At 72.6% G+C, this 23,738-nt stretch carries 20 protein-coding genes; 12 read left to right on the top strand and 8 right to left on the bottom strand.

The window, feature by feature from the left end:
• Nucleotides 1–3: 3 nt before the first annotated feature.
• A complete protein-coding gene (locus BX286_RS06795; protein WP_079424663.1) occupies nt 4–603 on the bottom strand; it encodes a DinB family protein in 600 nt (199 codons plus the stop codon).
• A 181-nt stretch (nt 604–784) separates the two neighbouring features.
• Here BX286_RS06795 and BX286_RS06790 point away from each other — a divergent pair, with 181 nt between their 5' ends.
• The gene (locus BX286_RS06790) at nt 785–2,716 is read left to right on the top strand and encodes an APC family permease (protein WP_079424661.1); all 1,932 of its coding nucleotides are present in this window, start codon (nt 785–787) and stop codon (nt 2,714–2,716) included.
• 75 nt (nt 2,717–2,791) lie between these two features.
• Here the strand turns inward: BX286_RS06790 and BX286_RS06785 are convergent, their stop codons facing one another.
• Nucleotides 2,792–3,196, bottom strand: a complete 405-nt coding sequence (locus BX286_RS06785) for a DUF5997 family protein (RefSeq protein ID WP_079424659.1) — start codon at nt 3,194–3,196, stop codon at nt 2,792–2,794.
• A gap of 57 nt (nt 3,197–3,253) precedes the next feature.
• Here BX286_RS06785 and BX286_RS06780 point away from each other — a divergent pair, with 57 nt between their 5' ends.
• Nucleotides 3,254–4,030: a LysR family transcriptional regulator substrate-binding protein gene (locus tag BX286_RS06780; RefSeq protein ID WP_100865172.1), complete on the top strand. Its 777-nt coding sequence runs from the start codon at nt 3,254–3,256 to the stop codon at nt 4,028–4,030.
• Nucleotides 4,031–4,464: 434 nt separating this feature from the next.
• On the opposite strand, the gene BX286_RS06775 is transcribed toward BX286_RS06780, so the two are convergent.
• On the bottom strand, nt 4,465–5,070 hold the full coding sequence (locus BX286_RS06775; RefSeq protein ID WP_079424655.1) for a hypothetical protein: 606 nt from the start codon (nt 5,068–5,070) through the stop codon (nt 4,465–4,467).
• Nucleotides 5,071–5,311: 241 nt separating this feature from the next.
• Between BX286_RS06775 and BX286_RS06770 the strand changes: the two genes are divergently transcribed.
• Entirely contained in the window at nt 5,312–6,712 is a 1,401-nt protein-coding gene (locus tag BX286_RS06770; protein ID WP_079424653.1) for an NADP-dependent succinic semialdehyde dehydrogenase, read from the top strand.
• Between the two features lie 30 nt (nt 6,713–6,742).
• Here the strand turns inward: BX286_RS06770 and BX286_RS06765 are convergent, their stop codons facing one another.
• The 3 genes from BX286_RS06765 to BX286_RS06755 all read right to left on the bottom strand — a co-directional run bounded on the left by BX286_RS06765 (nt 6,743) and on the right by BX286_RS06755 (nt 11,166).
• On the bottom strand, nt 6,743–7,363 hold the full coding sequence (locus BX286_RS06765) for a TetR/AcrR family transcriptional regulator (protein ID WP_079424651.1): 621 nt from the start codon (nt 7,361–7,363) through the stop codon (nt 6,743–6,745).
• A gap of 88 nt (nt 7,364–7,451) precedes the next feature.
• Nucleotides 7,452–9,455: a discoidin domain-containing protein gene (locus BX286_RS06760; protein ID WP_261993619.1), complete on the bottom strand. Its 2,004-nt coding sequence runs from the start codon at nt 9,453–9,455 to the stop codon at nt 7,452–7,454.
• A 268-nt stretch (nt 9,456–9,723) separates the two neighbouring features.
• Complete coding sequence (locus BX286_RS06755; protein WP_121014727.1) at nt 9,724–11,166, bottom strand: hypothetical protein; 1,443 nt, start codon at nt 11,164–11,166, stop codon at nt 9,724–9,726.
• A gap of 118 nt (nt 11,167–11,284) precedes the next feature.
• Here BX286_RS06755 and BX286_RS06750 point away from each other — a divergent pair, with 118 nt between their 5' ends.
• The 3 genes from BX286_RS06750 (at nt 11,285) to BX286_RS06740 (ending at nt 12,859) form a co-directional block, all read left to right on the top strand.
• A complete protein-coding gene (locus BX286_RS06750) occupies nt 11,285–11,473 on the top strand; it encodes a hypothetical protein (protein WP_148710258.1) in 189 nt (62 codons plus the stop codon).
• Nucleotides 11,474–11,539: 66 nt separating this feature from the next.
• Entirely contained in the window at nt 11,540–12,526 is a 987-nt protein-coding gene (locus tag BX286_RS06745) for an alpha/beta fold hydrolase (protein ID WP_121014725.1), read from the top strand.
• Nucleotides 12,527–12,583: 57 nt separating this feature from the next.
• Nucleotides 12,584–12,859 (top strand): hypothetical protein, encoded by a 276-nt coding sequence (locus BX286_RS06740; protein WP_100865177.1) that lies wholly within the window; start codon nt 12,584–12,586, stop codon nt 12,857–12,859.
• A 10-nt stretch (nt 12,860–12,869) separates the two neighbouring features.
• Here the strand turns inward: BX286_RS06740 and BX286_RS06735 are convergent, their stop codons facing one another.
• Nucleotides 12,870–13,325, bottom strand: a complete 456-nt coding sequence (locus tag BX286_RS06735) for a GNAT family N-acetyltransferase (protein WP_079424639.1) — start codon at nt 13,323–13,325, stop codon at nt 12,870–12,872.
• 189 nt (nt 13,326–13,514) lie between these two features.
• Nucleotides 13,515–17,024: a M28 family peptidase gene (locus BX286_RS06730; protein WP_261993377.1), complete on the bottom strand. Its 3,510-nt coding sequence runs from the start codon at nt 17,022–17,024 to the stop codon at nt 13,515–13,517.
• Between the two features lie 143 nt (nt 17,025–17,167).
• Here BX286_RS06730 and BX286_RS06725 point away from each other — a divergent pair, with 143 nt between their 5' ends.
• The 6 genes from BX286_RS06725 to BX286_RS06700 all read left to right on the top strand — a co-directional run bounded on the left by BX286_RS06725 (nt 17,168) and on the right by BX286_RS06700 (nt 23,704).
• Complete coding sequence (locus tag BX286_RS06725; protein WP_079424635.1) at nt 17,168–18,127, top strand: LysR family transcriptional regulator; 960 nt, start codon at nt 17,168–17,170, stop codon at nt 18,125–18,127.
• A 68-nt stretch (nt 18,128–18,195) separates the two neighbouring features.
• Nucleotides 18,196–19,641 (top strand): glyceraldehyde-3-phosphate dehydrogenase, encoded by a 1,446-nt coding sequence (locus tag BX286_RS06720; RefSeq protein ID WP_079424633.1) that lies wholly within the window; start codon nt 18,196–18,198, stop codon nt 19,639–19,641.
• 82 nt (nt 19,642–19,723) lie between these two features.
• Nucleotides 19,724–20,080 carry a zinc ribbon domain-containing protein YjdM gene (locus BX286_RS06715; protein WP_079424631.1) on the top strand — a complete coding sequence of 119 codons (357 nt, stop codon included), beginning with the start codon at nt 19,724–19,726 and terminating at the stop codon, nt 20,078–20,080.
• A gap of 394 nt (nt 20,081–20,474) precedes the next feature.
• Entirely contained in the window at nt 20,475–20,663 is a 189-nt protein-coding gene (locus tag BX286_RS06710) for a thiazolylpeptide-type bacteriocin (RefSeq protein ID WP_079424630.1), read from the top strand.
• 56 nt (nt 20,664–20,719) lie between these two features.
• Nucleotides 20,720–20,902 carry a thiazolylpeptide-type bacteriocin gene (locus tag BX286_RS06705; RefSeq protein ID WP_079424628.1) on the top strand — a complete coding sequence of 61 codons (183 nt, stop codon included), beginning with the start codon at nt 20,720–20,722 and terminating at the stop codon, nt 20,900–20,902.
• 93 nt (nt 20,903–20,995) lie between these two features.
• A complete protein-coding gene (locus tag BX286_RS06700) occupies nt 20,996–23,704 on the top strand; it encodes a lantibiotic dehydratase (RefSeq protein ID WP_121014723.1) in 2,709 nt (902 codons plus the stop codon).
• The last annotated feature ends 34 nt before the right edge of the window (nt 23,705–23,738 follow it).

Below are 23,738 nucleotides of genomic sequence, written 5' to 3'. Positions count from 1 at the left end.
ACGCTAGGGCGCGGAGCCGTCGGCCCGGCCGGCCTCCCGGGCCGCGCGCTCGACCCGGCCGTGGTGCTCCCGCCACCACGCCGTGTCGCCGTCGGGTGTGCACTCGCCGTCGGCGCGCAGGCCGGTGGTGGCGTCGACCAGCTCGCGGACGATGTCGGCGTGCCCGGCGTGCCGGCCGGTCTCGGCGATCATGTGCACGAGGCTCCGGTGCAGGGTGGTCTCGTTCCGGTCGCCCCACGCCACCCGGCCGACGGCGTCGAGGTCCAGTGTCCTGATCGTCTCGTCCGAGTGGGCCCATACGGCGCGGTAGAGCCCGGTGATCCGCTCGCGAGACTCCTCCGGGGTGGCCCACAGGTCCGCGTTGGGCTCGGCGTCGCCCGTGATCCACAGGCCCGGTGCCTCGAAGGGGCGGCCGAAGGTCGCGCCGAAGTAGAGGGCCTCGGCGCTGGTCAGGTGCTTGACCAGGCCCAGCAGGTTCGTCCCGGTGGGGGTCAGCGGGCGGCGCACGTCGTACTCGCCGAGCCCTTCCAGCTTCCACAGGAGGGCGTCGCGGGCGTCCTGGAGGTACACCCGCAGGTCTTCTTTGAAATCGGCTCCGGTCATGCGGTGAGTCTCACCCGAGGAAGATCACCAGTCGTCGGATTTTCGGGTCATCGGCCGGATGGGCGTTAAGGAAGTGTCAGGATCGGTCGCCTGACGTGCAAAAACGGTCTCGCTGCGTACGCTGGCTCAGCCGTCGGTGTGTCGATGGCCGATTCATGCCCCACGACAGGAGCCCCCCACGATGGCCACCCCTGCCCGCACCTCACGCCTGCGCGCGTGGATGCTGGAAGGCTTGACCGACCGGTCCCGACAGCAGTCGCACGCCGATGCCGCGCACGAAGGGCGCCCCTGGTGGCGCGTCATGTGCCTGACCGGTCTCGACTACTTCTCCACCCTCGGCTACCAGCCCGGCATCGCCGCGCTGGCCGCCGGACTGCTGTCGCCGGTCGCGACGATCGTGCTGGTGCTCCTCACCCTCTTCGGAGCCCTGCCCGTCTACCGGCGCGTGGCCGAGGAGAGCCCGCACGGCGAGGGTTCCATCGCCATGCTGGAACGGCTGCTCTCCTTCTGGAAGGGCAAGCTCTTCGTCCTCACCCTCCTCGGGTTCGCGGCCACCGACTTCCTGATCACCATCACCCTGTCGGCCGCCGATGCGACCGCCCACATGGTCGAGAACCCGCACCTGACGAGCACCCTGCACGGGCACGAGGTGCTGATCACCCTGATCCTGGTCGCCCTGCTCGGGGCGGTCTTCCTCAAGGGCTTCAGCGAGGCCATCGGGGTCGCCGTGGTCCTGGTCTCCACCTACCTCGCCCTCAACGCGGTCGTCGTCGCCGTCGGCCTCTGGCAGGTGATCACCGAACCGCACGTCGTCGCCGACTGGTCGGACGCCCTGACCACCGAGCACGGCAACCCCTTCATGATGATCGCCATCGCGCTCGTCGTCTTCCCCAAGCTGGCCCTCGGCCTCTCCGGCTTCGAGACCGGCGTCGCCGTCATGCCGCACGTCCAGGGCGCCGCCGACGACACCCCCGAGAACCCGGCCGGGCGGATCAGGGGCACCAAGAAGCTGCTCACCACGGCCGCCGTGATCATGAGCGTCTTCCTGATCTGCTCCAGCTTCGTCACCACGCTGCTGATCCCCGCCGACCAGTTCAAGTCCGGCGGCGAGGCGAACGGCCGTGCCCTCGCCTACCTCGCCCACGAGCACCTCGGCTCCGCCTTCGGCACCGTCTACGACGTCTCGACGATCCTCATCCTGTGGTTCGCGGGCTCCTCCGCCATGGCCGGCCTGCTCAACCTGATGCCGCGCTACCTGCCCCGTTACGGCATGGCCCCGCACTGGGCCCGGGCCCTGCGCCCGATGGTGATCGTCTTCACGCTGATCGCCTTCCTGGTGACCTGGCTCTTCAACGCCGACGTCGACGCCCAGGGCGGCGCCTACGCCACCGGCGTCCTCGTACTGATCACCTCGGCCGCCGTCGCCGTCACCATCGCCGCCCGCAAGGCCGGCGAACGCGGCTGGACCATCGGCTTCGGGATCATCTCCGCCGTCTTCATCTACACGACCGCCGTGAACGTGGTCGAGCGCCCCGACGGCGTGAAGATCGGCGCCTGCTTCATCGGCGGGATCATGGCCCTGTCCCTGCTCTCCCGCCTCGCCCGCGTCTTCGAGCTGCGCGTGACGCACGTGGAGCTCGACGACATGGCCCAGCGGTTCATCCGAGACACCGCGAACCGGACGATACGTTTCATCGCGAACGAGCCGGACCACCGCGACAAGGCCGAGTACCGCGACAAGGTCGCGCAGATCCGGGCCGATAACGACATCCCGGACGGCGACGACGTCATGTTCGTCGAGGTCACCGTCCTCGACCCGTCCGAGTTCGAGTCCGGGCTCAAGGTCCGGGGCGAGGTGCTCCACGGCCGCTACCGGGTCCTGACCCTGGAGAGCTCCACCATCCCCAACGCCCTCGCCGCGCTGCTGCTGCACGTCCGCGACGAGACGGGGCAGCGCCCGCACATCTACTTCGAGTGGACCGAGGGCAACCCGATGGCCAACTTCCTGCGGTTCTTCCTCTTCGGCCAGGGCGAGGTCGCCCCGGTCACCCGCGAGGTCATCCGTGAGGCCGAACCCGACCGCTCCCGCCGCCCCCACGTCCACGCCGGCTGACGGTCCCGCGTACGAGAACGGCCGGGCCGGGTCCCGAGGGACCCGGCCCGGCCGTCGTGCGTGCGGGGGAGGGGTTCAGGAACGCTTCTCCGCGTCCTTCTGCGCCTTCTCCGCCTGCTTCTCCTTGATGCGGACGGCCTCCTTGCGGACCTCGGCCTGGGTGGCGCGCTCCTTCTGCAGCCACTCCGGGTTGTCCTGCTTCAGGGCCTCGATCTGCTCGGTGGTGAGCGCCTCGGTGACCCCGCCGCGGGCGAGACCGGCGATGGAGACGCCGAGCTTCGAGGCGACGACCGGGCGCGGGTGCGGGCCGTTGCGCCGCAGCTCCACCAGCCAGGCGGGCGGCTCGGCCTGGAGTGCGTTCAGCTCGGTGCGCGAGACGACACCCTCCTGGAACTCTGCGGGGGTGGCCTCGAGGTACACACCCAGCTTCTTCGCCGCGGTCGCGGGCTTCATCGTCTGGGTGCTCTGGTGCGACGTCATGCTCCAAGGGTATCGAGCATGTGCGCGGGCTCCGACCACGACCGGTAACCTTGCGGGGTGACAGGCTCGGATGCATCCCCTTCGTTCCGGCTCGCCTATGTCCCGGGAGTGACGCCCACCAAGTGGGTGCGGATCTGGAACGAGCGGCTGCCCGACATCCCGCTGACCCTCGTCGGCGTCGGCGCCGCCGAGGCGTTCGCCGCGCTGCGCGCCGGTGACGCCGACGCCGGGTTCGTCCGGCTGCCGGTGGACGGCACGGACCTCAGCGCGATCCCGCTCTACACCGAGACCACCGTGGTGGTGGTCCCCAAGGACCACGTCGTGGCCGCCGTGGACGAGGTGTCGACCGAGGACCTGGCCGACGAGATCGTGCTCCACCCCCTGGACGACGTCCTCGGCTGGGAGGCCCTGCCCGGCAAGCCGGCGTTCGAGCGGCCCGCCACCACGGGGGACGCGATCGAGCTGGTGGCGGCCGGTATCGGCGTGCTCGTCGTCCCGCAGTCCCTCGCCCGGCTGCACCACCGCAAGGACCTCACCTACCGGCCGGTCACGGACGCCCCCGCCTCGCGGGTCGCGCTGTCCTGGCCGGAGGAGAAGACCACCGACATGGTCGAGGACTTCATCGGGATCGTCCGGGGCCGCACGGTCAACAGCTCGCGCGGCCGCCAGTCCGCGCAGCCGCAGCCCAAGCAGGACCGCAAGGCCGCGGCGGCGAAGAAGACCGGCGGCAAGCCGCGGACGGCCGGCAAGCCGGCGGCGAAGTCCGGGGGCAAGCCGAATGCCCGCGGCGGCGCGTCCACCCCCAAGCGAGGCAAGCCCCGCCGCCGCCCGTAGCCCCGGGACCGCCTTCGGCCGCGCCCGCGCGTGCGAGGGGGCCCGTTGCGCCACGTGTAGCTCCCGGGGCACCTTCCGGGCGCGCGGGCTCGTACGGGCGGGGCCCCGAGCCGCCGCCGGGCCGCCTTGCGGGCGCTCCGTTCCGCCCGACCGGGCACACACCGCCGCGTGTAGCTCCCGGGGCGCCTTCTGGGCGCGCGGGCCCGCACGGCGGGGCTCCCGTCCCGCCGCGTGTAGCTGCCGGGCCGCCTTCTGGCCGCGTCGGGCCGCCCGACCGGGCATGTCCCGTCCCGCGTAGCTCCCGGGTCGCCTACTGGCCGCGTCGGCCCGCACGACCGGGCCCGTTCCGCCGCGTGTAGCTCCCGGGGCGCCTTCCGGGTGCGCAGGCTCGTACGGGCGGGCACCTTCCGTCCCGTCCGGTCCGGCCGTCGCGGTCAAACTGGTTCCTCCGGTCCCTCCGTTGCGGCCGGGCGGGGGCCCGGGTCGCGGAGGGTGACCAGGCGGTAGGCGGGGGTGCGCTTCGGCCGGCGTTCGCCGCCGCGCAGGCCCCTCGCCTGCTGGACGGCCGCGTCCACGAGGGCGGCCACCAGCGGGTTCGCCCGGCGCAGCCGCAGCAGCTGGTCGGAGCGCAGGCCCACGCTCGACGCGGCGCTGCCGGTGTGCGCGCCCCGGGCCACGGCCTGCAGGAACAGCCGCAGCCCGAGCCCGCCGATCCGCCCCCGTTCCGGGCCCCGGTGCGCCGCGGCCAGGGCCGTCGCCGCCGCGAGCGCGGCCTCGAAGGCGGGGTCCTGGGCCCGCCACCCGGCGAACAGCGCCTCCGGGATCCCCGCCGCCGCGGCGCAGCCCGCCGGGCCCAGGCCCAGTGCGGCCGCGTGCACGGCGCGGGCGCGGCGGGCGTCGTTCTCCGCCGACAGGTCCGGTTCCGGGTCGAGTACGGCGGCCAGGGCCCGGTCGAGGTCCTCGGCGGCGGTGAGCCCCGCCACCAGCTCCCGGGCCCACGCGCGGCGGCGCTCCGGCTCGTCCTGCGCCCGCTCGTCCACGGCCCGTCCGCCTCCCGCCCGGCTCGACCGGATCCTCCGGGTCCCCCGGGTCTCCCGATCCCATTGTGCGACCGCGGCGGACCCGGCGGGCAAGCGTGCCGGCGGGGGAACGCACCACCCGCTCCCGGTCGGCGTCCCCGCCCCGGGCCCCCCGGGGCGGGGACGGCCGGTCCTCGCGTTGCGCCGACGCGACGGGGCGGGCAGGGTCGGTGGGGCGGCTCCCTCCCAGGAAGGTCGGACCATGCCCATCGCCACCGTCAACCCCACGACAGGCCGGACCCTGCGCACCTTCGACGCGCTCGACGCCGACGGCATCGAACGCTGCCTGGACGAGGCCGCGCGCACCGCCGTCACCTACCGCCGCACCACCTTCGCCGAACGCTCCGCCCTGCTGAACCGCGCGGCCGGCCTCCTCGAGGCCGAGGGCGAGGACATCGCCCGCACCATGACCATCGAAATGGGCAAGCCGCTCGCCGCCGCCCGTGCCGAGGCGGCCAAGTGCGTCAAGGCCATGCGCTGGTACGCCGCCCACGCGGAGGGCCTCCTCGCCGACGAACGCCCCGCCGACTCCGACGTCCGCGACGCGGGGGCCTCGGCCGTCCGGGTGCGCTACCGGCCGCTCGGCGTGGTGCTCGCGGTCATGCCGTGGAACTTCCCGCTCTGGCAGGTCGTGCGGTTCGCCGCGCCCGCGCTCATGGCCGGCAACGTGGGCCTGCTGAAGCACTCCTCCAACGTCCCCCAGACGGCCCTCTACCTGGGGGACCTCTTCCGGCGGGCCGGCTTCCCGGAGGGCTGCTTCCAGACCCTCCTGATCGGCTCGGGCCCCGTCGAGGGCATCCTGCGCGACCCCAGGGTGGCCGCGGCCACCCTGACCGGCAGCGAGCCGGCCGGACGGGCGGTGGCCTCGGTCGCCGGGGACGAGGTGAAGAAGACCGTCCTGGAGCTGGGCGGCAGCGACCCGTACATCGTGATGCCCTCCGCCGACATCGCCCGCGCCGCGAAGACCGCCGTGACCGCGCGCGTGCAGAACAACGGCCAGTCCTGCATCGCCGCCAAGCGGTTCATCGTCCACACCGACGTCTACGAGGAGTTCGCCCGCCTCTTCACGGAGGGCATGGCGGCCCTGACCGTTGGCGACCCGATGCAGGAGTCCACGGACGTCGGCCCGCTGGCCACCGAGAGCGGCCGCGCCGACGTGGAGGAGCTGGTCGACGACGCCGTCCGGCAAGGGGCCACGGTCCTGTGCGGGGGGCGGCGGCCGCCGGAGCACCCCGACGGCTGGTTCTACGAGCCCACCGTGCTGGCCGACGTCACCCCGGCGATGCGGATCGACCTGGAGGAGACCTTCGGGCCGGTCGCCACCCTGTACCGGGTGGGCAGCCTGGACGAGGCCGTGGAGCGGGCCAACCACACACCGTTCGGGCTGAGTTCGAACGTGTGGACCCGGGACGACGCCGACCTGGACCGGTTCGTCCAGGAGCTGGAGGCGGGCGGCATCTTCGTCAACGGCATGACGGCCTCCCACCCCGCCCTGCCCTTCGGCGGCGTCAAGCGCTCGGGCTACGGGCGGGAGCTGTCCGGGCACGGCATCCGGGAGTTCTGCAACATCACCACCGTCTGGCAGGCGGCGGACCCGGCCTGACCCGCCGCCCGCCCGCGGGAGGCCGCCGCATCAGCGGCCGAGCAGGGCGGTCACCTGGTCGGTCATCAGGTCGAGGACGGGTGCGCCGGCGCGGGCGCGGGCCGGGTCGTGCGGGGTGCGCGTCTCGCCGAGCGCCAGGGCGCTGAGCGTCAGCCCGTCGGTCATGGCGGCCAGGTAGCGGGCCAGGACCGGCACCGGCAGGCGCGGAACGAGCCCCATGGCACCGCTCAGTTGGACGATGAGTTCCTCGTACGTCTCCTGGTACCTCGTGTACTGGCGGTGTGCCAGGTGCTCCAGCCCCGGGCGCCGCAGGGCGTACTGGGTGAGCTCGTAGGTCAGCATGTGTTCGCCGGGCTGGGCGCACACGTGGTCCCAGTACGCCTGGAAGCCGGCCCGGACGGTCTCGTGCAGGGTGGGCCTGCGGCGGATCGCCTCCCGTACGAGCGCGACGCTGTGGGCGGTGATCGCCTCGATGACGGCTTCGAGCAGCTCCGCCTTGGAGTCGAAGCAGTAGTGGACGACGCTCAGCGAGACGCCCGCCTCGGCGGCGATGGAACGGGTCGTGGTGCGTGCGGCCCCGTCGCGGGTCATCGCGCGGATCGCCGCCTCGGTCAGCTGTCTGCGCCGGTCGGCCGACGGCATCCGCGGCATCGGGTCCCTCTTTCGCGGCTGGGGGGAGCGGCCGGGGCCGGCCGGACCGGTCCACCCGGTCCGGCCGGCCCTCGGCTTCGGGCGCGGGTCAGCTGCTGAAGACGCCGACCTCGTGCAGGGAGTAGCCCCACTGGGTGCCGCGCTGGACCCCCTGGACCCTGAGGTAGCGGGCCGTCACCCCGTCGAACCGGGCGGTGTCCAGGCCGCCGTCGCCGTCGGTCGTGGACCAGACCGGCTGCCAGTTCGAGCCGTCCGTGGACGTCTCGATCCGGTAGGCCTTCGCGTACGCGGCCTCCCAGTCGAGGGTGACCCGGCCGATGCGGTGCGCGGAGCCGAGGTCGATGCGCAGCCACTGGCCGTCGTTCCACTCGCTGGCCCAGCGGGTGCCGGAGTCGCCGTCCACGGCGCGGGCGGGGGAGTAGTCCACGAAGGGGTTCCACCACTGCGAGGTGGACGCCGAGGCGGCGGACCCGGTGGCGAGGTTGACGCTGCCCTGGTGCTTCTCGGAGGCGCCCCAGGTGGTGAGGTAGGACTCGGCGCCCCTGAACAGGTCGTCCACCACGTCCTGGCCGCCGACCAGCCGGATGTCCTCGATCCAGTCGGGGACCAGCCCGTAGTGGGCGGCGCCGTCGGTGTTGAGGTCCCAGGTGCGCTGCCCGGCGGTCTGCCGGTCGATGACCGAGCCGCCGTCGGTGCTGCGGAAGGGGTACTTCACCGGGTTGGGGGTGCCGGCCCCGCGCGGGCCGGGCCAGCCGCCGACGCCGTTCATGTCGGTGCCGTAGCCGTAGCCGACGTGGTACTTCTCGCGGAGCGCGTCCGTGCGCTTGGCCTCCGCGCTGAAGGCCTCCGAGCCGTTCATGTACTGGGCGGCGAAACCGCCCAGCTTGTAGAGGCGTTCGGTCCAGCCGAGGTCCATCCAGCTGTGCGAGGAGATCACGCCCGGGTACGACTCGGACTCCAGGATGTCGAAGGCCCGGCCCGCGGCCTTGACGCTCATGTGGTCGACCTCGAGCATCATCTTCCGCTTCATCATGCCGCGCACGGCGTACTCGCCGAGTGCGGTGAGCCCGCGGGTGTTGCACCGGGCGTCCGCGGAGTACGAGGGCACCGCCACGCCCGCCGGGAGCTCCTTCTGCGCCGCGGGAGCGGGCGCGAGGCCGATCGGGTTGTCCTTCTGCGGGCCCGTGCACTGCTCGGTCTGCCAGAAGGTTCCGGTCGACAGGAACTGGCCGACGTTGATCGCCGTGCCCAGGGCGCCCTCGTCGAAGCGCACCCCGCACAGGGCGTTGTCGAACTTGTGGCACAGGAACATGCTGCGCACGCCCAGCTTGTACAGCTCGTCCAGGCCCCGGTCGATGTCCTCCTTGGAGCACTGCGCGACGTCGAGGACCTGCTTGCAGCCGAAGGGCTCGGAGGTCTCCACGCCCATCACGACGGCCAGCTTGCCCTGCTTGATCACCTCGCGGGCCTGGTCGGAGCTGGTGACGATCCGGAACCAGCCTTTTCCGGGGCCGCCGTACATCTTGTCGACGAACGCCTGCATGTCGTACGTCTTCTGGGCTTCGAGGCGGATGGCGGTCATCTCGTCGCAGCCGCGGTCCTTGAAGAAGTAGACCGAGCAGATCACCCCGTTGGTGACGAGGTCGTTGACGAGGACCCGCTGGCCGCCGCGCCAGGCCCGCTCGACCCAGGCGTAGTAGTTCTGCTGGTGGGTCAGCGAGTCGTGGGCGGGCCAGTCCTTGAACGTGGGCCAGCCGACGGGGTCGTGCTTGCCGTCGCCGCCCTTGGTGATGAAGTCGAAGACGGCGAGGGTGCCGTCGGGGTAGTGCTCGGGGCAGTCCTTGAGGGCGTCGGCGACGCCGAGTTCGGAGAAGGGCTTGCCGCAGATGAGCCGGCCGCCGAAGCCCTCGTTGGACATCAGGTGGTCGTGCGCGTCGACGAAGCCGCGGACCTTGCCGTCGGGGGCGGTGCCCTTGAAGGGCTCACCGGTCACGTTGATGCCGGAGTCCGGCTGCGGCCGGGCGGTGGGGTTCCACCAGCCGGGATCCGAGGCGGAGTCGGCGGCGGAGCTGGGCGCGGGGGCGAGCGCCATGGCGATCACGGCGAGGAGGAGGGAGAGCAAGGCGAAGGGGCGCCCGCGGCGGCGGCGCGGACGCGGTGGAGGGTGAGGGGTCAAGGTGATCACTCATGCCTTCGGTCGGCGGAGAGCGCGGTCGGACCGAGGCATGAATTGTCATGCCCGGCACAATGGTGGGCATGAGAATCGCTACTGGCGCGTAAGGAGTCAAGAGTCCGGGACGCTTGACCTGATGGCCCGTCGGACCGTCCGTCCGCGGCCGCCGCTCAGGGGTGGGCCGCCGTCACGGCCGCGACGCGGGACCCGGGCTCGGGGGCGTCGTCGCGGGCGGGCGGCGATCGGCCTGCGCCTCCGCCTTCTCCAGGAGTTCCGCGAAGGGCTTCTGGGTCATGGAGCCGCGCACCTTGGTGAGCCCGTACCTGACGGAATTCTTCTCGTCCGCGGTGGGGTTGGTGGGGACGAAGGGCTTCTTCTCGTCGGGCGGCGCGAGGTTGACGTAGAGGTAGGGCTGGGAGTTCGTGGTGTGCCACAGGGTGATGCGTTGCCGGCCCCGGGTCATGTTGAGTATCTCGTTGCTGTTCTTGACGCTTCCCTGATATCTGAAGTACGGCGGCTCCGGGCCCGGCGGGTCCTTGTCGAGGTGCTGGGCCACGAGTACCGACGCGTTCATCCTCTTGGTCACGTAGTCGGTGGTGATCGCCATTCTGTCCTTCCTGGCCACCCACGCCTCTGTTTCGATCTTGAGGGTTTCGTACGGGGCCTCGCGTGGTCCGTCGATGAGGGCCACCTCGTCCTCCGCCCATTCCTCTCCCGGATTCAACGGACGGCCCGACGGCTGGATGAACTCGTCCGAGCTGAGCAGCCGCTGTTTCCGGGCATCCTGCGGCTTCGTGCTGAGGGGCTGGCCGCGGACCCAGTAGATGCTGCCGAGGACGTACACGGGAATCTGACCGGAGTTCTTCACCTGGAGGTGGAACGGAACGAACAGCTTCGTCCGCTCGTCGTTGAAGGTCGCCGTTCCGAACGTGGCCGTGATCTCTATCAGCGGAGCTGTCGTGTAGGGGACGTAGACGTGGGTGTACGCGAGGTTGGCGAATGCCAGGAGGGTGGAGATGACCACCCCGATCGCGATGCGCCGGGGATTGGGGAGGCCTTTCCATGCCCGGTCGCGGACGAGGACCGACAGGGCCCAGAGCGACCACGGCACGAGGACGCACCAGAGCAGCAGCCAGGGCGTGTACTTCCCGCCCCTGACCTGCATGATGAGCAGTACGGCGCTGGCGGTGAGGGCGGCAGCGGTCCCGATCAGGATGACCGTGCCCGAGTACTTGATATCCCGCCGGCCCCAGTAGTCGAAGGTGGCCGCCGCGGCCGCCACTTCGGCCAGGGCGGTGAGGAGGAATATGAACCCCGTGATGCGCCCGGGGTAGGTCAGGGCGGTGAACGTGTCCGATGCGCCGATCCTGACGAAAACGTACGCGGTCGCCAGCAGACCGACCGCCATGACGAGGCCGTAAACCCGTCTGCGGCACGCGCGGTCCGGCCAGGCGTTGGCGTCCCCGCCGTGCCAGCGGATGTCGATTTCGAAAGGGACGCCGGCATGGCGCAGCAGTTTCTGCAGTTCCTGGACGGAGCGCACTTGCCCGGCGGGCTTGTCGTCGATCGTGACCTTCCGCCACCCGAGCGCATTCGGCCCTCCCACGTCCACCACGGGTCTGTTCGCCATGGCACCAGTTTCCTGCCGTACCGGAGCGGCCGCCCCCGGAGGAGGCAGCGGGTGCGCCCCCACCCCGGGCGGGGTGAAACTGGTGTTGTCCCCTGCCCCGTCCTTTCGGGAGGTCCCCATGCGCACAAGGGTTCTCGGGTTCATCGCCGTCGTGGTATTCGCCGTTCTCGGCGCCGGGGCCAACGCGGCACAGGCCGACGTGGACACGAAGACGTGTGAGGCGACCGGCGGACAGGTCCAGTACGACCCCTCGACGGGATTGTGGACCTGTGTGGGTGGCGTGCACGACAAGGAGGCCGTCGTCTGACGGAGCCTCGGCAGCGGTGTCCGGAATTGACCGACGAGGCGGGAGCCCCCTCCTAGAGTCGGCCTCATGAACGAAATCGATGACACCACAGGTTCCGGAGCGCGGTCCCGGCGCGGGGTGCTGAAGGCGGCCGTGGCCGGGGCGGGGGCGGTTGCCGCTGTGGGGGTTGGAGGGTCCGTCGCGCGGGCCGACGAGCGGCGGTGCGCGGCGCCCGTGTTCGTGCTCGTGCACGGGGCCGGCGGCAACTCCTACGGGTGGGCACCCGTCGTCGCCGAGCTGGCCCTGCGCGGGCACAAGGCGGTCGCCGTCGACCTGCCCGGGCACGGGCGCGGCGCCTACTACCCGGTCTCCTACCAGACCCCGCAGGACCTGGAGGCGCTGCGCACCGAGCCCTCGCCGCTCGGGAAGGTGACGCTGGACGACTTCGCCGAGCACGTGGTGGGCGTCGTACGGCGCGCCTCCCGCCTCGGGGCCGTGGTCCTGGTCGGCCAGAGCATGGGCGGGGTGACCCTCAACGCGGTCGCCAACCGGGTGCCCGAGCTGATCTCCCACCTGGTGTACGCCTCCGCGTTCTGCGCGACCGGGCACACCTCCGCCGCGCAGCTGATGTCCACCCCCGAGGGCTCCACCAGCGCCCTGCTCCGGCTGGACCGGGTCGAGACGCCGCCCGGACTGGGCGTCAACCGGGCCAACTGGCGTTCCGGCGACCCCGCGTTCTTCGCGGCGGCCAAGGAGGCCCTCGCCGCGGACTGGCCCGACGCCGCCGTCCGGGCCCTGATCGCCACCCTGGAGCCCGACGAATCGGCGGCGATCGGGACGGCCGACTCCCGGGGGCTGCCGGAGAAGTGGGGGCGGGTGCCGCGCACGTTCCTGCGGTTCACTCAGGACCGCGCGATCCCGCTCGCGCTCCAGGACCTGATGATCCGCGAAGCGGACGCGGCCACGCCGCGCAACCGCTTCCGGGTGCGCTCCCTGGCCGCCCCGCACGTGGGCCCCCGGGACGCGGCGGTGTGGGCGGACGAGCTGGAGCTGGCGGCGGGCTCCTGCCGCTGACCGGCGCGGTTCCCGGCCGCCCGGCGGGGTGCGGCCCGCCCGCCTATCGTCGGAGGTATGAGCGAGACCGTCGTGGTGTACGAATACGACCGGACGGGCCCCGCGCACCCCGCCGGGGAGCCCGCCCCCGGGGACGTCCTGCGGGTGCACGCGGCGTCGACCGCTCCGGGCCGGCACGACGTGCGCGGCCCGAGGACCCTCTGCGGCCGGGACACCTTCGCCATGGAGACGGCCTCCTGGCGGCCCGCCGAGCACCCCGGCTCGCCCTGGTACCCCGAGGCGTACGCGGACCGGGTCTGCCCCGCCTGCGCGGACGCCGCCGGGGAGGGGTGAGCGGGAGGGGTCAGCGGCCGGGGGCCATGTCGTAGGTGACCCACATGGTCCGGGTGGCCACCTGGTCGTACTTGGCCCGGGCCCGGTGGTTGTCGTCGGCGGTGATCCACCGTACGACGCTCCAGCCGCGCTCCGCCGCGAGCTCGCGCAGGGCGCCGAGCAGCAGGTCGGCCGCGCCGCAGCCGCGGTCTTCGGGGGCCACGAACAGGTCGTCGAGGAAGCAGCCGGTCGTCGCGGACAGCGGACGGGCGAACGGGCGGTAGTGGGCGAGGCCGACCAGCCGGCCCCCGGCGTCCTCGGCGACCAGGGCGCCGGTCTCGTGCGCGGGGTCGTTGATCCAGGCCCACACCGTCGCGGCGGCCTCCTCGGTCTGCTCCACCCCGTAGAAGTCGGCGTAGCCCCGGTAGAGGACGCGCCACTGGGCGAAGTCCCCGGGCTGTGCGGCGCGGACCGAGATATCGGACATGTGCGGTGTCTCCTGGGATGGGGGCCGGGTCGTCTCCTGCGGATCCTGCCGGAGCGTCCCGCGGCCCGGGATGCTCCACCGTGTCCAAAGCCGGGCGTGCTCCCCTACGCCGTGGACAGGGGCGGACGCGGCGGAGGCCCGGTCCGGCGGGGTGCCGGACCGGGCCCCTGGAGGGCACTGCGGGGTCGGTCAGCTCACCTGGAGGGTGACGTCGTCGACCACGAAGGAGGTCTGGAGGGACTGGTCCTCCACCCCCTGGAACAGCAGGGTGACGGTCTGCCCGGCGAACGGGGAGACGTCATAGCTCTTGAGCGTGTACCCGGAGCCCGCGTCCACGTTGGACAGGGTCTCCAGGGTCTGGCCGCCCACCGAGACGGTGAACGTGTCGTAGGCGGTGCTCTCGGTCTCGTCGGTGTCGATGTGCAGGTAGAAGGCGAGGCGGGCCGAGGAGCAGCCGGCCGGGAGGGTCAGGGACTGCGAGGCGCTGTCGGTGCGCGGGGAGCCCCAGCCGTTCAGCCACGCCATGTAGGCGCCGGCGTGCGGGGCCTCTCCGGCCTGGTTGGTGATGACCCCGGAGGTGGCGTTCCAGGGGCTCGCGCCGTTCTCGAAGCCGCCGTTGGCGACGACCTGGGCGGGGGTGCAGGAGCCGCCGCCCCCGCTGACCGTCAGGGTGTACGTGGTGCTGTGGGTGGTGGTGCCGGTGCCGGTCACGGTCAGGGTGGCCGTGCCGGGCGCGGTGCCCGCCGCGACCTGGACGGTGAGGGTGGCGGACTGCCCGGACTGCACGGAGGACGGGCTGACGGTGGCGGTGACGCCGGCCGGGGCGCCCGAGACCGTCAGGGCGAGGTTCTGGGGGCTGCCGCTGACGGTGGCGGTGTTCACCGTCGCGGTGACGCTGGAGCCCGGGGCGGCGGTGCCGGCGGCGGGGGAGGTGGCGACGGAGAAGTCGGAGGCGGGGGTGCCGTTGCCGACGGCCTGCTTCCAGATGGCGTAGGCGACCCCGTCGGCACTGCGGTCCAGGGTCGTGGCGCTGATGTTGCTCGGTGTGTCGCAGGAGCTGTGGTAGCAGGAGTCGTAGGCGGCGTTCGCGGTGCCGCCCCACTTCGCGGCCTGCGCGGAGGTCTTGCGGGCGCTGGCGCCGGCCGCGTAGCCGGAGGTGGGGATGCCCGCCTGCTGGAAGGAGTAGTCGTCACTGCGGCCCTGGCCCTCGGTGTTCTCCTCGGGGGCGAGGTTCAGCGAGGTCCAGTACGCCTTCAGGGGCGCGGCCGTGGTGGAGTTCAGGTTGTTGATGAAGTAGCCGCCGTTGGGCGAGCCGACCATGTCGAAGTTGTAGTAGCCCTTGATGGCGGCGCGCTGGGCGCTGCCGAGCTGGCCCACGTAGAACTTCGAGCCGTTGAGGCCCTGTTCCTCGTCGGTCCACCAGGCGAAGCGCACGTGCTTGGTCATGGTGGGGTTCTTCTGGGCCAGGACCAGCGCGTTCTCCAGCAGGGTCGCGGAGCCGGAGCCGTTGTCGTTGATGCCCGGGCCGGCGGAGACGCTGTCGAGGTGGGCGCCGAACATCACGGTCTGGTCTTCGGGGCCGCCCGGCCAGTCGGCGATCAGGTTGTTCGACGGGTAGGTGCAGGAGGTGCAGTTCTGCTCGGTGACGGTGTAGCCGGCGGTCTGGAGCTTGCCCTTGATGTACGCGAGGGACTGGGTGTGGCCGCCGCTGCCGGCGCGGCGGTTGCCGCCGTTCTGCGTGGCGATGGTGCCCAGCTGGTTCAGGTGGGCCTGGACGTTGGCCGCGCTGATGTCCGGCGGGGTGGTGGGGTCGCCCTGGCCGCCGCCGACGGTCAGGGCGTAGTCGGCGGTGTGCGCGAGGGAGGCGCCCTGGCCCTTGACGGTGACCGTGGCCGGGCCGGGGGCCGTGGTGGAGCTCGCGGTCAGGGTCAGGGTGGAGGACTGGCCGGACTGCACGGTGGCCGGGCTGAAGGAGGCGGTGACCCCGGCGGGCAGGCCGCTCGCGGAGAGGGTCACCTGCTGGGCCTGGCCGGTGGTGGTGCTGGTGGCCACGGTGGTGGTCACCGAGGCGCCCTGCTGCACGCTGCCCGAGGCCGGGTTGAGGGTGAGCGAGAAGTCACCCTGTCCGCTGGGGGTGCAGGCCGGGTCGCCGGACTGGGCGGGCACGCTGATGGCGTCCCAGGCGGCCTTGGTCTTGTTGAACAGGTCGCAGCTCGCGTCGAGGGTCTTCGCGGAACTCAGCGTCGCCGTCCGGTACTTCTTGTACGACATGCTGCTGGTCTTGAGCAGCATGCCGCCGTAGAAGATCTTGCCGGCGTTCTGGACGCCCACGCCGGTCACCGTGGACTGGTTGCAGGTGCTGCTGCTCGGCTTGCCGCCGCCGGGGCTGCTGCCCTCGGCCAGCAGGTAGAACCAGTGGTTCAGGGGCCCCGCGGCCGCGTGCACCTCGGTGCTCGGTATGGAGGAGCTGTAGCAGGACGGGTCGTTGTTGACCGCCGAGGGGTTGTACATGTTCCGGATCGGGCCGCGGCCCTGGAGGTTGATCATCTCGCCGACGGTGTAGTCGGGAGTGTCGTACGGGGCGGGCTCGTTGGCGTACGCCTCGGTCAGGGCGCCGAAGATGTCTCCGGTGCCCTCGCCCAGCCCGGCCTCCTGGCCGCTGGTGCCGCCGGGGGTGTTGGTGTCGATGGCGTGCCCGTACTCGTGGCCCACCACGTCGATGCCGGCGATCCACTCGTTGGCGCTGTTGTGGCCGATGGTGACGGAGCCGCCGTCCCAGTACGCGTTGAGGTCGTTCAGTCCGACCTTGCCCGGGAAGCTGCGGCCGTTTCCGTCGACGCCGTTGCGGCCGAGCCACTGGCGGAGCATGTCCCACTGCTTCTGTGCGGCGAACATCAGGTCCGTGCACCCGGTCTCCTTGGAGGTCGGGTTGCCGGTGCCCCAGGAGTCCGAGGACTTCGAGAAGACGGTGCCGGTGCTGTAGTCCTGGCAGCTCAGGCCCGGGCGGTTCGGGTCGCGCAGGGAGTAGGTGCCGCCGGACGCGGTGGTGTCGACCGTCAGCGGGTTGGGTCCGTTCCACTTGCTGTTGCCGGTGCCCGCGACGACCTCGTCCCAGCGGTCGACGACCTTGCCGGTCCGGGCGTCCACGTAGACGTGCATCCGGCTGGGCGCCGACTTGGCCGATCCCGTCAGGACCGTCTCCCAGGCCAGGACCGGCCTGTCGTCCTTGAGCCGGACGACCAGGCGGCTGCTCTCGACCTTGTCCACCCTCGCCAGCTCGGCCCGGGAGGAGGACTCGGCGGCCTTGGCGGTGACCGTCGGCGTGACCGACACGTCGATCACGGTCGAGGAGGCCGACTGGAGGGCGCGGACCTTGCCCTCCCCGTCCGCGAGGACCACCGCGTCGCCGCCGACGACCGGCAGGCCCCGGTAGCTGCGCTCGTACGCGACCGAGTACAGGTCCTGCACCCAGGGGGTGACCAGCCTGCGGTCGTACTGCTGCTGCGGCTGGTTGACCAGGCCGTCCAGGCCGCTGCGCACGGCCGCATCGGCGGCGGCCACGGCCCGGTCGGCCCGGGAGGGGCGGGGCGGTACGGGATCTGGCTGCTGCGCGGCCGACGCGGTGCCGGCCAGAGCGCCGGCGAGGCTCGCGGTCAGCGCGAAGGCCGCCACGGACGCCGTCCATCTGGTGGGCTGCACGAGTCCACTCCGATCGTGTGTGGGGGGTGGCTGGCTGTACGCCGTCGCCGAGTATGGGCGTGGACATGGCGAGATTGGGACATCCCTGCGGGCATAAGGCGCGGGTTATGGTGCCGCGCGGTCACGATTCGTAAGCTGCCGGGATGCAGCTGGAGTTGAGGCACCTGCAAGCCGTCTGCCGGATAGCGGAGGCAGGCAGCCTGGGCGCGGCGGCGCGCCGGCTCGGGGTCTCCCAGCCGGCGCTCTCCGCGCAGCTGCGCAGGATCGAGCGGGTCACGGGCGGCGAGCTGTTCGTACGCGGCCGCAGCGGGGTGGAGCCCACCCCGCTGGGCCACTTCGTCCTCGCCAAGGCCCGCCGGGTGCTCGGCGAGATGGACGCCCTGGGCGCCGAGGCCCGGGCACTGTCGGCGGACGTGCCCCTGCGGCTCGGCTGCATCCTGCTCGTCCTGCTGGACGGGCTCCTCGCACGCACCGACCTGGCCCTGGCCGGGCGGGAGGTGGCCGTGGACCTGGAGAACTCGGTGACCGCCCTCGTGCGGATGCTCGGCGCCGGGCGGTACGACGCCATCGTCTACGGCGAGGTCAACGACTACGAGGTCCCGCTGCCCGGTGGCGTCCGGGCGCGCACCGTCGTGCCCCGGGAGCCGTTCTGCATCCGGATGTCGGCCCGGCACCCCCTGGCCTCCCGCAGCCGGCTGGAGCTGGCCGACCTGGCGGGCGAGCAGTGGATGACCCTCGTCCAGGACGACGACGGCGGCCCCGAGGCCCTGATCGAGGCCTGCGCCGAAGCGGGCTTCACCCCCTCGCTGCGCTACCGGATCACCGACCGGAAGATGCAGCACGACCTGATCGCGGCGGGCCGGGCGATCTCGCTGAGCCAGCCCACCGCCCCCGCCGTGCCGGGCACCGTGATGCGGCCCCTGGCGGGGACCCCGGTCACCGGGCGGATCCGGCTGGCCTGGAACCGGGCGTCGGTCTCCGCGCACCAGGGGGATCTGCTGCACCGTGCGGCGGTCGAGGCGTATCTGGCGAACGTGGACAACAACGCCTTCCACCGGACATGGTGGGACGCCCACCCGGAAGCGCACCCGACCCTCGGCTGACCCCTGCCGAAGAGGCGGATTCCGGTCGGGTTACCATATGAGCGCCGCCTAGCTCGAAAGATAACTCTGTGACTGTCAACGAGGACTCGTTCAGCAACTGGAAGACCCGCGAGGAGATCGCGGAGTCGATGATCCCGATCATCGGGAAGCTGCACCGCGAGCGGGATGTAACGATCCTGCTGCACAGCCGCTCCCTGGTGAACAAGTCGGTGGTCAGCATCCTCAAGACCCACCGGTTCGCCCGGCAGATCGACGGCGAGGAGCTCTCGGTCACCGAGACCATGCCGTTCCTGCAGGCTCTCGCCGCCCTCGATCTCGGTCCGTCGCAGATCGACATCGGCATGCTCGCCGCCAACTACGGCAGCGACGACCGCGGGCTGTCCGTGGCCGAATTCACCGCCGAGGCCGTCGCCGGCGCCACCGGCGAGAACAAGCTGGAGCTCTCCTCCGGCCGCGACGTCGTCCTCTACGGCTTCGGCCGCATCGGCCGCCTCGTCGCCCGCCTCCTCATCGAGAAGGCCGGCTCCGGCAACGGCCTGCGCCTGCGCGCCATCGTGGTCCGCGGTGGAGGCGAGGCCGACCTGGTCAAGCGCGCCTCCCTGCTGCGCCGCGACTCGATCCACGGCCAGTTCCAGGGCACGATCACCGTCGACGAGGCGAACAGCACGATCATCGCCAACGGCAACGCGATCCGCGTGATCTACGCGAACGACCCCTCCGAGGTCGACTACACGGCGTACGGCATCAAGGACGCCATCCTCATCGACAACACCGGCAAGTGGCGCGACCGCGAGGGCCTGTCCAAGCACCTGCGCCCCGGTATCGACAAGGTCGTCCTGACCGCCCCGGGCAAGGGCGACGTCCCGAACATCGTGCACGGCGTCAACCACGACACGATCAAGCCGGACGAGCAGATCCTGTCCTGCGCCTCCTGCACCACCAACGCCATCGTCCCGCCGCTCAAGGCCATGGACGACGAGTACGGGGTGCTGCGCGGCCACGTGGAGACGGTCCACTCGTTCACCAACGACCAGAACCTCCTGGACAACTACCACAAGGCCGACCGCCGCGGCCGCTCCGCGCCGCTGAACATGGTCATCACCGAGACCGGCGCCGCCTCCGCCGTCGCCAAGGCGCTGCCCGACCTCAAGGCGCCGATCACCGGCAGCTCGATCCGCGTCCCCGTCCCGGACGTCTCGATCGCCATCCTCAGCCTGCGCCTGGGCCGTGAGACCACCCGCGACGAGGTCCTGGAGTACCTCCGCGGCGTCTCCCTGCACTCGCCGCTGAAGCGCCAGATCGACTTCACCACCGCCCCCGACGCCGTCTCCATGGACTTCGTCGGCTCGCGCCACGCCTCGATCGTGGACGCCGGCGCCACCAAGGTCGACGGCGACAACGCGATCCTGTACCTCTGGTACGACAACGAGTTCGGCTACTCCTGCCAGGTCATCCGTGTGGTCCAGCACGTGTCCGGCGTCGAGTACCCGACCTACCCGGTCCCGGTCGCCTGACCGGCCCGACCAGGCAGAGCGTGCTCCGGTGCCCCGTCGACATCCGTCGGCGGGGCACCGCCGCGTTCCCTAGACTGGCAGGGTGAACGACAACGCACTTCCCCCCTGTCCCGAATGCTCCGGCGCGTACGCGTACGAGATGGGCGCCCTGCTCGTCTGCCCCGAGTGCGGGCACGAGTGGCCGCTCGTCGCCGCCGGGGGCGGCGAGTCCCCCGGGGAGCGGGTGATCAAGGACGCCGTCGGCAACGTGCTCGCCGACGGCGACTCGGTGACCGTCGTGAAGGGCCTGAAGGTCAAGGGCCACCCCACCGGCATCAAGGCCGGCACCAAGGTGCGCAACATCCGCCTCGTCGACGGAGTCGACGGCCACGACATCGACTGCAAGATCGACGGCTTCGGTTCCATGCAGCTGAAGTCGAGCGTGGTGCGGAAAGGCTGATTTCCGACTGACATCCCACCGACTTCCGCCCCCGTCCACCCCCCGGTGGACGGGGGCGTCGTCGTGTCCGCGGTGTTTTCGCAGCTGTCTTTTCGGCCGGAGTGGCCTGAATGGTTCGATCCGATCCCCGCGGGGCGCCGATTTCCACGAAAACGAGCCAGGGGCCGTCCGGGTCCGGAAGCGCGGCTGGATCTCGGCTCTAGCGGACCTTCAAGCGCCCGGGTGATCCTGAGTTCCGGATCGGCCGACAGAAAGAGCCGGACGGGATCGATATCCGGCCGGGCCGAAATCCGAGCACATCCGGCATTCCCTTCCGCGGCCTGCCTTCTTTCGCCTGCCCGCGGGATCCCGCTCCGTGCACATGCGGCTATCGCCTCCATCAAGGGAGACACACGTGTCCGACACCGCGCGCACCCCCGAATTCGGCTTCGACGACCTCGACCTGGACCTCGGCGACCTGACCGTCACCGCCATGCGGGACACGGTCGCGCTGCCCGAGGGCGGGGCCTCCTGGGGCTCCTGCTCCTGCCAGGGCTCCTCCTCGTGCAACAAGCCGCCGGTCATGGACTCGCTGCTCGACTGACCGCCCCGCACCCCCCGGACACCCGGACCACCGGCCTTCCACCAGAGGAGTCATCCATGACCGCCGGCAACCACACCCCCGACTTCGCCCTCGACGACCTCGACCTGGACCTCGGCGACCTGACCGTCACCGCCATGCGGGACACGGTCGCGCTGCCCGAGGGCGGGGCCTCCTGGGGCTCCTGCTCCTGCCAGGGCTCGTCGTCCTGCGCCCAGCCGGCCCAGCCGACCCCCGTGTAACCCCGCCGTCCCACGACGCAGAACAGCTTCCCGCCGCGCCCCGAGCGCGGCGGGAAGCCCGCGCGCCACCCACCCACACAGACGGGGACCAGCATGCAGCAGCCACACGGCACGCCGGCCGGGACCGGCACCGACGCCTACCGGGTGTGCTCCGCGCCGTACGCGCTGGTCCGCGCGACCGTACTGAGCCACCCCGCCCCCACCGCCGAAGCCGCCGGATTCCGCACCCGGCTCGCCCGGCTCCGCGACCTCGAACGGCAGCTGCTGGAGACCGCCCCGGCCCTCTGCGACGACCTCCACGACAGCCGCGGCGGCCACCCCGACGCCCTCCACCGCGACATCGTCCTCCCGCTGCGCCGCGCCCTGCACAACGGGCGCGAACCCCGCCCCGCCCTGCTGGAACGCCTCGGCGACCTCCCCGCACGGATCCCCCGGCTCGCCCACTGGCTCGACCTGCGCACCCGCCGCGACGCCCTCCTCGCCGCACTGGCCCCCGCCGCCGAAAGGGCCCTGACCGCCGAACGCGGCGCCCTGACCGCCCTGTGCCGTGAACCCGCCCTCGCCAAGGCCGTCGCCCTCACCAGCGCCGACCTGCTGCGGGCCGTGGAACGGGCGGCCACCGGCGCCCAGGACCGCAGGGCCCGCAAGGAGGAGCCCGCCGTCCTGCGCTACGCCCTGCGGGCCAGCACCAAGACCAGCCCCCTGTCCTGGTTCACGGCCGTCGGCTGGGGCCCCCTGCCCGCAGCCCCGGGCCGCACCGTCGCCTCCTGGGGCACCGCACCCCTGTTCCAGGGCCCGTTGCGGGCGGCCGTGCAGCCCAGCCGCACCCTGACCACCGCCCTCGTCCTCGCCCTGCTGGACGCCCCGCACCGCCGGGCCGCCCTGCCCCACCGCATCACCAGCACCGCCCGCCTCACCGACGGGCAGGCGGCCTACACCCGCGACCGGACCGCCTTCGCCGGGGGCCGCTACCTCGTGGCCGCGCAGGACGAGGCCCGGCTGCCGTACACCGGCCCGCTGGCCCTCGTCACCGAGAACGCCGCACACCCCGTACCCCTCGACGAGCTCACCGCCCTGCTCGCCGCCGCCCTGACCGGCGCGGCCGGCGCCGACGGCCCGGCCGCCGCGGCCGGCTTCCTCGGCCGGCTCGCGGAGGCCGGACTGCTCGTGCCCACCGCCCCCGTCCCGCCGCAGGACACCGACCCGCTGGGCCGGACCGCCGACTGGCTGCGCTCCCTCGACGGAACCACCGCCGAAGAGGCCGCCGAGGACGCCGCCCACGCCTCACGCCTCGACGGGCTCGCCCGGGCGACCGCCGACTTCGCCGGTGCCCCCGCCGCCGCCCGCCCCGCCCTGCTGACCGGCCTGTCCCAGCGCTGGACCCGGGCCCTGGCCGCCGCCGGCCGCCCCGTCCCGGCCGTCTCGGCGCCGCTCAGCCCGGTCTCCGAGGACGTCGTCGCCCCGCACCCCCTCGACCTCGACGGCTTCCTCGCCCCCACCGACCACGAGGCGCTCGGCGAGGTCACCGCGCTCGCCGAGCTCTTCGACCTCGGCCACCTGCTGCGCCGCGTCGTCCGCGACCGCTTCGTCGCCCGCTACGGCACCGGCGGCCGCTGCCCGCACCCGTGGGAGTTCGGCCCCGACATCGCCGAAGCCTGGGAGGCCGCCGGGGGCCTCTCCGCCCTCGACCCCGCCGACGCGCACCCCAGCGGCACCGGCGCCCTCGCCCACCTGCGCGCCGAGGCCGTCACCGCCGTCCGGGACGCCCTCGACGCAGACCCGGCCACCGCCCCCGAAGTCCTCCTGCCCCCCGGCCTCCTCAAAGGCCTCGGCGACCGGCTGCCCGCCTGGGCCCTCGCCCGTCCGCTCAGCTACGCCTACTTCCTCCAGCGCGACCCCCGCCACGGCCTGCTCTGCGTCAACCAGGTCTACGGCGGCTGGGGCCGCTTCACCAGCCGCTTCCTCGACACCCTGGACCCCGCGGCCGCCGCCGCGGTCTCCGGGCAGATCCGCCGCGCCCTCGGCCCCGGCGCCCGCGCCGCCCAGATCCGCCCCGTCGGCGGGTTCAACGCCAACCTCCACCCCCTCCTCGTCCCCGACGAGATCGGCCCCGACCGCCGCTGGGCCTCCCTCGGCGAAACCGACCTGGAACTCGTCCACGACGAGACCGACGACCAGGTACGCATCCGGCTGCGCGACACCGGCGAACTCCTCGACGTGCTCTACCCCGGCTTCCTCGCCCCGGTCCTGCTGCCGCGCCGCCTCGGCGCCCACCTCAGCGACCAGCCCCACGGCATGGTCGACCTCGGCCCCCTCGTCCCCCGCGGCACCCGCCACGCCCCCGGCGGCGGCCGCGTCACCCACCTCCCCCGGCTGCGCCACCGCGACCTGGTGCTCCGCCGCCGCCGCTGGCTGCTGCCGCCCGGGACGGTGGAACGGCTCCGCGCCGACCTCACCGCCGACGGCACCGTCCCGGCGCAGGCCGCCGCCCGCTGGCGCGCCGCCCTGGACCTCCCCGAGCAGGTCTTCCTGCACCCCGCCGGAGCCGCCCCCACCGGCCGGGCCGCCGAGGACTTCCTGACCGGGATCAGCCGCCCCAAACCGCACCTCGTGGACCTCGGCAACGCCCTGCACCTGCGCTGCCTGCCCAAATGGCTCTCCCGCCACGGCGGCGGCGCCGTCCTCGAAGAGGCCCTGCCCGCCCCCGGCGGCCAGAGCGCCCCGGCCCGCGCCGTCGAACTCGTCCTGGAGGTCTACCGCACCGGGCAGGGCGGCGGCCCCGGAGCGGCCGCCGAACGATGAACCGACACCGGACGACCACGGAAGGGAGCACGGA

Source organism: Streptomyces sp. 3211.6 (assembly GCF_003634815.1).
GTDB classification, from domain to species: Bacteria; Actinomycetota; Actinomycetes; order Streptomycetales; family Streptomycetaceae; genus Streptomyces; species Streptomyces katrae_A.
This window is presented reverse-complemented; position numbering and strand designations above follow the sequence as displayed.

What these genes read in the sequence shown, in the direction of transcription:
- BX286_RS06795 (WP_079424663.1), bottom strand. Translation starts at nt 603, where the DNA reads ATGACCGGAGCCGATTTCAAAGAAGACCTGCGGGTGTACCTCCAGGAC.
- BX286_RS06790 (WP_079424661.1), top strand. Translation starts at nt 785, where the DNA reads ATGGCCACCCCTGCCCGCACCTCACGCCTGCGCGCGTGGATGCTGGAA.
- BX286_RS06785 (WP_079424659.1), bottom strand. Translation starts at nt 3,196, where the DNA reads ATGACGTCGCACCAGAGCACCCAGACGATGAAGCCCGCGACCGCGGCG.
- BX286_RS06770 (WP_079424653.1), top strand. Translation starts at nt 5,312, where the DNA reads ATGCCCATCGCCACCGTCAACCCCACGACAGGCCGGACCCTGCGCACC.
- BX286_RS06765 (WP_079424651.1), bottom strand. Translation starts at nt 7,363, where the DNA reads ATGCCGCGGATGCCGTCGGCCGACCGGCGCAGACAGCTGACCGAGGCG.
- BX286_RS06760 (WP_261993619.1), bottom strand. Translation starts at nt 9,455, where the DNA reads ATGGCGCTCGCCCCCGCGCCCAGCTCCGCCGCCGACTCCGCCTCGGAT.
- BX286_RS06755 (WP_121014727.1), bottom strand. Translation starts at nt 11,166, where the DNA reads ATGGCGAACAGACCCGTGGTGGACGTGGGAGGGCCGAATGCGCTCGGG.
- BX286_RS06750 (WP_148710258.1), top strand. Translation starts at nt 11,285, where the DNA reads ATGCGCACAAGGGTTCTCGGGTTCATCGCCGTCGTGGTATTCGCCGTT.
- BX286_RS06745 (WP_121014725.1), top strand. Translation starts at nt 11,540, where the DNA reads ATGAACGAAATCGATGACACCACAGGTTCCGGAGCGCGGTCCCGGCGC.
- BX286_RS06740 (WP_100865177.1), top strand. Translation starts at nt 12,584, where the DNA reads ATGAGCGAGACCGTCGTGGTGTACGAATACGACCGGACGGGCCCCGCG.
- BX286_RS06735 (WP_079424639.1), bottom strand. Translation starts at nt 13,325, where the DNA reads ATGTCCGATATCTCGGTCCGCGCCGCACAGCCCGGGGACTTCGCCCAG.
- BX286_RS06725 (WP_079424635.1), top strand. Translation starts at nt 17,168, where the DNA reads ATGCAGCTGGAGTTGAGGCACCTGCAAGCCGTCTGCCGGATAGCGGAG.
- BX286_RS06705 (WP_079424628.1), top strand. Translation starts at nt 20,720, where the DNA reads ATGACCGCCGGCAACCACACCCCCGACTTCGCCCTCGACGACCTCGAC.
- BX286_RS06700 (WP_121014723.1), top strand. Translation starts at nt 20,996, where the DNA reads ATGCAGCAGCCACACGGCACGCCGGCCGGGACCGGCACCGACGCCTAC.